At 66.3% G+C, this 8470-nt stretch carries 9 protein-coding genes and 3 pseudogenes; 4 read left to right on the top strand and 8 right to left on the bottom strand.

Features of this window, described 5'->3' with window-relative positions:
* Positions 1–91 precede the first annotated feature (91 nt).
* From WA944_RS15205 to lmeA, 5 genes are all read right to left on the bottom strand, one after another.
* On the bottom strand, positions 92–394 hold the full coding sequence (locus tag WA944_RS15205; protein ID WP_159228423.1) for a DUF1416 domain-containing protein: 303 nt from the start codon (positions 392–394) through the stop codon (positions 92–94).
* A gap of 1 nt (position 395) precedes the next feature.
* Positions 396–1229 (bottom strand): sulfurtransferase, encoded by an 834-nt coding sequence (locus WA944_RS15200; protein ID WP_526370102.1) that lies wholly within the window; start codon positions 1227–1229, stop codon positions 396–398.
* Between the two features lie 202 nt (positions 1230–1431).
* Complete coding sequence (locus tag WA944_RS15195) at positions 1432–1524, bottom strand: Ms5788A family Cys-rich leader peptide (protein ID WP_353961945.1); 93 nt, start codon at positions 1522–1524, stop codon at positions 1432–1434.
* A 29-nt stretch (positions 1525–1553) separates the two neighbouring features.
* Positions 1554–1988, bottom strand: a complete 435-nt coding sequence (locus WA944_RS15190; protein WP_526370104.1) for a thioredoxin family protein — start codon at positions 1986–1988, stop codon at positions 1554–1556.
* Positions 1985–2782, bottom strand: coding sequence for a mannan chain length control protein LmeA (gene lmeA, locus WA944_RS15185; protein ID WP_526370106.1), 798 nt, complete (start codon positions 2780–2782; stop codon positions 1985–1987). The genes WA944_RS15190 and lmeA overlap by 4 nt, the downstream gene beginning before the upstream one ends.
* Positions 2783–2971: 189 nt before the next feature.
* Here lmeA and WA944_RS15180 point away from each other — a divergent pair, with 189 nt between their 5' ends.
* Both WA944_RS15180 and mshD read left to right on the top strand, forming a co-directional pair.
* Positions 2972–3763 carry a winged helix-turn-helix transcriptional regulator gene (locus WA944_RS15180; RefSeq protein WP_526370146.1) on the top strand — a complete coding sequence of 264 codons (792 nt, stop codon included), beginning with the start codon at positions 2972–2974 and terminating at the stop codon, positions 3761–3763.
* Positions 3760–4644 carry a mycothiol synthase gene (mshD, locus tag WA944_RS15175; RefSeq protein ID WP_526370108.1) on the top strand — a complete coding sequence of 295 codons (885 nt, stop codon included), beginning with the start codon at positions 3760–3762 and terminating at the stop codon, positions 4642–4644. Before WA944_RS15180 ends, mshD begins: the two co-directional genes overlap by 4 nt.
* Positions 4645–4699: 55 nt before the next feature.
* Here the strand turns inward: mshD and arsB are convergent.
* Both arsB and WA944_RS15165 read right to left on the bottom strand, forming a co-directional pair.
* Positions 4700–5749: pseudogene (arsB, locus tag WA944_RS15170) on the bottom strand (ACR3 family arsenite efflux transporter); the annotation flags it as partial.
* Entirely contained in the window at positions 5746–6120 is a 375-nt protein-coding gene (locus WA944_RS15165) for an ArsR/SmtB family transcription factor (protein WP_526370110.1), read from the bottom strand. The pseudogene arsB and the gene WA944_RS15165, both read right to left, overlap by 4 nt.
* A 93-nt stretch (positions 6121–6213) precedes the next feature.
* On the opposite strand from WA944_RS15165, the pseudogene WA944_RS15160 reads away from it, so the two are divergent.
* Positions 6214–6551 (top strand): annotated as a pseudogene (locus WA944_RS15160) (YnfA family protein).
* Here WA944_RS15160 and WA944_RS15155 read toward each other — a convergent pair.
* Positions 6526–8011: pseudogene (locus tag WA944_RS15155) on the bottom strand (MFS transporter). The pseudogenes WA944_RS15160 and WA944_RS15155 sit on opposite strands and share 26 nt — an antisense overlap.
* A gap of 87 nt (positions 8012–8098) precedes the next feature.
* Here WA944_RS15155 and WA944_RS15150 point away from each other — a divergent pair.
* Positions 8099–8452, top strand: coding sequence for an ArsR/SmtB family transcription factor (locus tag WA944_RS15150; protein WP_526370112.1), 354 nt, complete (start codon positions 8099–8101; stop codon positions 8450–8452).
* Positions 8453–8470 lie beyond the last annotated feature (18 nt).

The raw sequence follows: 8470 nt of genomic DNA, 5'->3' as shown, positions 1-8470 counted from the left end.
GACTCCGTCAGGCGTGCCCTGATTGCCTGACTCCGTCAGGCGTGCCCTGATTGCCTGACTCCGTCAGGCGTGCCCTGATTGCCTGACTCCGTCAGGCGACCTTGACGTCGACCTCGTGGATGCCCGCGCCTGACGGTGCCACGCTGGCGTCGCCGTTGCCGGCCGACGACAGGGCGCGCAGCGTCCAGGTGCCGGGTGCGGCAAAGAACCGGAAGTCCCCGGTGGCCGAGGCGACGACCTCGGCGGTGAACTCGTCAGAGCTGTCCAGCAGACGGACGAACGCCCCGGCGACACCCTGGCCCGAGCCGTCGACGACACGCCCGGTGATCACCGTCTCCTTCTCGAGGTCCACGCTGGCCGGCAATGTCAGTCCTTGTTTCGGTGCAGAGCACATATCAACTTCCCAACTCGATCGGGGCCCCCACCAGGGAGCCGTATTCGGTCCAACTGCCGTCGTAGTTCTTGACGTTCTTGTGTCCCAGCAGCTCCTGCAGCACGAACCAGGTGTGCGACGAGCGCTCACCGATGCGGCAGTAGGCGATGGTCTCCTTCTCGCCGTCGAGCCCGGCCTCGGCGTAGAGCTTGCCCAGGTCCTCGTCGGACTTGAAGGTGCCGTCCTCGTTGGCGGCCTTGCTCCAGGGCACGTTGATCGCGCTGGGGACGTGGCCGGGACGCTGGCTCTGCTCCTGCGGCAGGTGCGCCGGGGCCAGGATCTTGCCCGAGAATTCGTCGGGGGAGCGCACGTCCACCAGGTTCTTGGTGCCGATCGCGGCGATGACCTCGTCGCGGAACGCGCGGATGCTGTTGTCGGGGTCCTTGGCCGTGTAGCTCGTCTGATCGCGGTTGACCGCGTCGGTGGACAACGGGCGTGCGTCGAGTTCCCATTTCTTGCGGCCGCCGTCGAGCAGCTTGACGTCCTGGTGTCCGTACAGCTTGAAGTACCAGTACGCGTACGCGGCGAACCAGTTGTTGTTGCCGCCGTAGAGGATCACCGTGTCGTCGTTGGCGATGCCGCGCTCGGAGAGCAACTTGGAGAACTGCGCGGCGTCGACGAAGTCGCGCTTGACCTGATCCTGCAGATCGGTTTTCCAGTCGAGCTTCACCGCCCCCGGGATGTGACCCGTGTCGTAGGCGCTGGTGTCCTCATCGACCTCGACTAAAACTGTCTTCGGCGCGTCGAGATTGCTCTCGGCCCAGTCGGCTGTGACCAGGACGTCGGAGCGTGCCATGTAGGAAATCCTTTCGTTGCTTTTCAGGAAGCGGACCGTGCGTGTGTTGATCCACGCAGCTTCGGGTGAAGCTGCGCGCCGAGCGGATACAGCGGGGTGATGGTGTTCGACATAGTTGTGCTCCTGTTGTTTTGTTCGGCTGGACGCGGCAGGGCCCGGGGCCCGCTCGCAGAGTGCGGCGCGAAAAAGAGTGCGCGGCTACTCAGCAGCTGCAACAACAACAGCAACAACCCGCGACGCGGCACAGATCGACTGCGCGGCGCTTGGTGAGCAAGAGCTCGAGGCGGGCTGACACGGGAGACAGCTTACCCAATGAAAGGGTGATCAAGCCAACAGTGGTTCCAGGGCCGACCGCAGGTCAGAAGCGGTCGGCACCCCCGAGGTGCGGTAGCGCTGCCGGCCATCGGCGTCGAAGACGAATGTCGTCGGCAGCGACAGGACCGAAAGCTTGCCCGCAGCCTCCGGATTGGCGTCGATGTCGAGCTCCAGGTGGGCGACGGCGGGCAGGTCCGCGCATACCTCGTCGACCACTTTGCGCACGCTCACGCACGGCGCGCACCACTGCGCCGTGAAGTGCACGACGGTCGGTCCGGTCGTGGACAGTCCCAGGTTGCTGGTGTCCATATTGGCGATCTGCGCCTCGGCCGCCGCTCCCGCCGCGGCCAGGGTGGTGCGCAACGTCAGCAGCTTGCTGATCACGAACGCCAGGCCGAACACCGCGATCAGGGCGGCGATGACCGCGATCCACGTCCCGCTCATGACAGCCGGAACTCGTCGAGGTCGATGGTCATGTTCTCGGCGATGCCCTCGATGATGACGTCGGAGCCCCGGGCACCCTCGCTGGTGGGTGCGATCCCGAACGGGAGCTTCTGGCCGGGCAGGCTGGTGGAGAAGGCGGCCAGCACCTCGGGCAGCTGGTCCTCGGGTACCTCCTGATCGGCGGTCCCCGGTCCGGTCAGCACTCCGGTCGCGGTCATCACCAGCGTTGTGGCCTCGGGCCCGGCGATCGACAGATCCACCGCGATGCTCACCTTCTGGTCGAATCCCGCCTTGGTCGGGGTGCCGGTGAAGACCAGCCCGCGGTTGCTCGAGATGCCCGACTCAGTGGTGCCGCCGGTCGAGTCGTTGGTCTCTACGGTGGGGGCCTCGACGAGTAGGTCGGTGACGCCCAGGTAGCGGCCGACGTGGGTGGAATCGATGATGATCCGGCTCTCCACCTCGCCCACCCGCAGCGTCGCGTCCGGGGGGATCAGCCACGAGTTGTCGCCGAGATCGACCGAGTGCAGGGTCGCTTCCAGCGATGCTGTGCCGACCACAGCGTGATCAACGCCACTCGCCTTGATCTCCACCTCGTCATAATGGCCGCGCATCGCTTGCGGCGCGAAGGGGAATCCGAGGATCGCCACTGAGGGGTCCCAGTTCAGGTCGGCGGCACTGCGCACGCTCCTGGCCAGGCGATATTCGGCGAAGATGGCGCCGCCGAAGTCTGCGCCGACGGCGCCGACCAGCACCGCGGTCAGGGTAGCCAAGGCGCCGATCACGAGTTTGCGCACGCCGATATTGTGGCCCACCGGACAACGATGAACGGTTCGGCACCGCTTAACGGCAGGTGGCACGCTATCGTTATGAAACCATCGGTCGAGTAACGGCCGTGTGTCAGGCATGAATCTGGGAAGTCACCGCGCGACAAGGTTGTCTGGGCGGTGTCCCGGCGAATATCTCCACTGCTGTTGGAGGGCCAGTTGGATCTACTGCTACTGACGGTTGACCCACATCCCGAGTCGGTGCTGCCCTCGTTGTCGCTGCTGGCTCACAACGTGCGCACGGCGCCTACCGAAGTGTCGTCTCTGCTCGAGGCCGGCACCGCGGACGTGGCCATCGTCGATGCGCGCACCGACCTGGCCGCCGCGCGCGGTCTGTGCAGGCTGCTGGGGACGACGGGATCATCGGTCCCGGTGGTCGCGGTCGTCAACGAAGGCGGCCTCGTCGCCGTCAACGTGGAATGGGGTCTGGACGAGATCCTTCTGCCCAGCACCGGCCCCGCCGAGATCGACGCCCGGCTGAGGCTGCTCGTAGGGCGCCGTGGCGGGGTGGCCAACCAGGAGAATCTGGGCAAGATCACCCTTGGCGAGCTCGTCATCGACGAAGGCACCTACACCGCGAGACTGCGGGGACGGCCGCTGGATCTGACCTACAAGGAATTCGAGCTGCTGAAGTATCTGGCCCAGCACGCCGGCCGGGTCTTCACCCGGGCTCAACTCCTTCAGGAGGTGTGGGGGTACGACTTCTTCGGCGGCACCCGCACCGTCGACGTGCACGTGCGCCGGTTGCGCGCGAAGCTCGGCACCGAATACGAGTCGCTCATCGGGACCGTGCGCAACGTCGGCTACAAGGCGGTCCGTCCGGCGCGTGGTCGTTCGTCCACGGCGGAACCGGAACTCCCCGAGGATCTGGATGACCCGGAGGATGTGGAATACACCGACATCCCGGACGGCGTGCAGACCCCGCTTGCCGATCACCTGCACAGTCAGTGAGCCGGACCGACTGGCGTCCGCAGCTGTCCGCCGACGAGCAACAGGCCGTGCGTGAGATCATCGCGGCAGCAACGGAATTCGATGCAGTATCGCCGGTCGGGGAACAGGTCCTGCGCGAGCTGGCCCACGATCGCACACCGCATCTGGTCGCCGTCGACGAAGCGGGCGAACTCACCGGATATCTGAACCTGGCGCCGGAGATGGCTGAGCTGGTGGTGGCTCCGCGGGCCCGCAGGCAGGGAACCGGGACGGCGCTGATCCGCGCCGCGCTGGACCGGACGCAGGGACGCGGCCGGTTCTGGGCGCACGGCACGCTGGCCGCCGCAGAGGCGACGGCGGCCTCGCTCGGATTGACCCCGGTCCGCCGGTTGCTTCAGATGCGGCGCTCGCTGCGCGACGTCCCGGACGCCGGCACCCCCGACGGCGTGCAGATCCGTTCGTATGCCGGCCCGGCCGACGACGCCGAGCTCCTGCGGGTCAACAACGCTGCCTTCTCCTGGCATCCCGAGCAGGGCGGTTGGACCGACGCCGAGATCACCGAGCGGCGGGGTGAGGCATGGTTCGACCCCGAAGGGTTGTTCCTGGCCTTCGATCACACCGGTGAGAGACTGTTGGGGTTCCACTGGACCAAGGTGCATCTCGACAAGCCCGGTGTCGGTGAGGTTTATGTCGTCGGTGTCGACCCGGCAGCCCAGGGGATGGGTCTGGGGCGGACGCTGACGGTCATCGGAATGGCATGGCTGGCGCAGCGGCTGGGCGATGCGGCCGAGCCCACCGTCATGCTCTACGTGGAGTCCGACAACACCGCTGCGGTGCGCACCTACGAACGGCTGGGATTCACCGTGTACAGCACCGACACCGCGTATGCGGTCACTGCTTGACCGGGCTTCGGAGTCACTGCCTCTCCTCTACCGCGGCGGGAGTCCGGTGGATGAACCGTCCGCGCAGAGCCAGCGAGACATACACCAGGGCAACCAGGACGGGAACTTCGATGAGTGGACCGACAACCCCGGCCAGTGCCTGGCCGGAGGTGATGCCGAAGGTGGCGATGGCCACAGCGATCGCCAACTCGAAGTTGTTGCCTGCGGCGGTGAACGCCAGTGTGGTGGTGCGCTCGTAGCCCAGGCCGATGACCGCACCGAGGAGATATCCGCCGCCCCACATGATGGCGAAGTAGGCCAGCAGCGGCAGTGCGATCCGCGCGACATCCCAAGGGTTCGAGGTGATCTGGTCGCCCTGCAGCGCAAAAAGGATGACGATGGTGAACAACAGCCCGTAGAGCGCCCACGGTCCGATCTTGGGAAGGAAGCGAGACTCGTACCACTCGCGGCCCTTGGCTTTCTCTCCGAACCGGCGGGTCAGATATCCGGCCAGCAGCGGAATGCCGAGGAAGATGAGGACCGACTTGGCGATCTGCCACACCGAGGTGTCGATGGTGGTCTGCTCCAGCCCGAGCCATCCCGGCAGCACCGAAAGATAGAACCAGCCGAGGACCGCGAACATGAACACCTGGAACACCGAGTTGATCGCGACGAGTACGGCGGCGGCCTCCCGGTCGCCACAGGCGAGATCGTTCCAGATGATGACCATCGCGATACACCGGGCGAGCCCGACGATGATCAGGCCGGTGCGGTACTCCGGCAGGTCCGGAAGCATCAGCCACGCCAGGGCGAACATCAGCGCCGGGCCGAGAACCCAGTTCAGCACCAGCGACGCCGCCAACAGTTTGCGATCACCGGTGACCGTGTCGAGCCGGTCGTAGCGAACCTTGGCAAGCACCGGGTACATCATGACGAGCAGCCCGAGGGCGATGGGCAGGGAGATCCCGTCGAGTTCGACCACGCTCAGTGCGTTACCCAGGCCGGGGATCATTCGGCCGAGTAGCAGACCTGCGACCATGGCGACGCCGATCCACAGCGGCAGCAGTCGATCCAGGGTGGACAGCTTGGCAACGACGGGGTTGTGGGTATCGGTGGGTGCGCTCATGGCGCGGTCTCCTCGGTGCAGATGTCAGATGGCATGGTTGCTCCGCCCTCGGTCTGCAGGACAGCCGAAAGCCTTTGTAGCGCCGAGGGAATGATCCGGTAGTAGACCCACGAGCCTCGTCGCTCACTGTCCAGGATGCCCGCCGAACGAAGCACCTTGAGGTGATGGGAGATCGTCGGCTGAGACAGGTCGAACGGGCCGGAGATATCGCAGACGCAGGCTTCCCCACCGGAATGGCTCGCGATCAGGCTCAGCAGCCGCAGTCGGACGGGGTCGCCGATGGCCTTGAACATCTGGGCCAGGAAAACGCAGGTGGCTCCGTCGAGCGCTGCCCATTCGGAAGCAGGCAAAAATTCCACCGGATTAGACATTCATCTATATTGACACCTATCGAATCTGGCGGCAACGCGGTCGGTCCGGCTGATCGGTACTGTGACGGTGCTGCACGACGAGGGGGATCGCTGATGGTTGCCCGGTCGATCGCATTGTTCGTGGTGGCGGCGCTCTTCGAGATCGGCGGCGCCTGGCTGGTCTGGCAGGGGGTGCGGGAACACCGCGGCTGGATGTGGATCGGCTTCGGGGTTCTCGCACTGGGGGCATACGGCTTTGTCGCGACGCTGCAGCCGGACGCTTACTTCGGAACCTCAGCATCCTCGCCGCGTATGGCGGAGTGTTCGTCGCGGGCTCCCTGTTATGGGGCATGGCGCTCGATGGATTCCGACCGGACCGGTGGGACGTTGTGGGCGCAACGATCTGCCTGTTGGGGGTGGCAGTGATCATGTATGTGCCGCGCGCACACTGATCCGCTGCCGGCTCACGCCACTGCCCGCTGCCAGCAACGCCGCGACGGATGCAAGCGCGCCGAGCATCACGAACATCACGGCGTAGCCGCCGAGCATGCCGGCCAGAGCGGCGCCGATGAAAGGTCCCAGGGCGGTGGTGAGCATGACCGGTGCGGACAGGATGCCGCTGAGATGGCCGTAATGTTCTGGGCCCCAACGCTCGGTGACCGCAGTGGCCTGCAGCGGGGTCATCACACCGCGCGCCATGCCGGCGGCTACGGTCACTGCTACCAGAACAGTCAGTGAGGTGAAAACGCCGATCAACACCGTGGTGACGGCCACCGCCGCCATCACCAGGACGGTTCGCGGCACGACCGCGATCCGCCGGACCATCGTGCGGTATCCGAGCCGACCCAGGACCTGGCCGGCGCCCCCCAGTCCGAGGGCGAGCGCAGCGGCATCGGTGCTGATACCGCGCTGGTTCATCAGAGGCGCCAGGTTCACGATCACGGCGTAGGACGCGCAGGCCGCTACCGCGTAGGCGACGGTCAGGGCGACGAAGGGCCGGCTGCGGGCCGTTGTCGTGGGTGATTCAACCGGATGCAGTGATTCAACCGACGGCCAGCTGCGCCGCAAACCGAACGCGTGGGGCGGGAATGGTCACGATCGCCAGCACTCCGGCGGTCACCATGGTGACCAGACCGGCGTCCACCTCTGCGTGGGCCCGGGCGCCCAACGCGCCTCGTTGCGGCAAGGCGTCGGACTCGCCGCCGCCGAACACATCGCCGGCGGCCCCCGGCGGAGCACCCAGGTCACCCGGCGGGATGCTGCCGGGCCACCTCGGCCAGCTCGATCGCCGCCGTCATCGCCGAATGGCCACTGCCCACGATCACGACGTGCTTGTCACGCCATGCTGCTGACGTGTCGGGCGTGGGCGGCGCGTAGGTGACCAGCGATTCCGAGGCGGCATTCTTCTCGCCGAGAGCGGGAAGGCCGTCGGCGCCGGCTGGATTCGGCAGTGACCATGTGCCTGAGGCATCGACGACCGCGCGGGCGGAGACGGTCGTCTCCTGTCCCTCGTTGTCGACCACGTGGACGACAAACGGCGCTTCCTCCCGATCCTGGCTCAGGACGCGGTCGTGTCCGCGCCGCGAACCCCCCGTCACCCGAGTGCGATAGCGAATGCGATCACCGAGCGCCTCGGCCAGCGGCCGTAGGTAGCCGCCGATCCACTCTCCGCCGGTGGGTACCCCGACGTCGGCGCGGCTCATCCGGTGGGTGTCAGCAGCCGGGTGGCCGCGGCATCCACCAGCTCCGGCTACGGAGAAAAGGTACGCACGTGTGACCACTGGGTGACCGCCTCGGCCGGGCCGATTCCGGCCTCGAGCACCACCGGAGACAGACCCCGTTCGAGCAGATGGGCAGCCGCGGCCAGCCCCTGGGGGCCGGCGCCGATCACGACGACAGGCAAGTCGGACATCCCACTCCTCACATCGATGAACTTCGATGGGTTCTACCGTGCATAATCCATCGAAGTTTGTCAATATGTGTGGCATCATGGGTTTTCATGTCCAGTGCCGCGACGCCTGCTGGTCTCGACGATCTCGTGGCCTGCTGCTCACCTGCGACCGACGGCGTCCTCGGTGACGCCGCCGCCGAAAAGCTCGCCGCGGCCTTCAAGGCGCTCGCCGACCCGGCCCGGATCAAGCTGCTGTCGCTGATCGCCGCGGGGGAGGGCGGCGAGGCCTGCGTGTGCGACCTGACAGCTCCACTGGGCCTGAGTCAGCCGACGGTGTCACACCACATGAAACTGCTGGCCGCGGCCGGGTTGGTCGAGCGCGAGCAACGCGGCAAGTGGGCGTACTACCGTGTCAACTACGAGGCTTTGAAACGAATTTCGGCTGCAGTCGCGCTGCAATAATGAGTCTGAAGCGACGTG

Source organism: Mycobacterium sp. (assembly GCF_049683355.1).
Lineage (GTDB): Bacteria > Actinomycetota > Actinomycetes > Mycobacteriales > Mycobacteriaceae > Mycobacterium.
The sequence above is the reverse complement of the archived record's forward strand: the minus strand, read 5'-3'. Positions and strand labels throughout refer to the sequence as shown.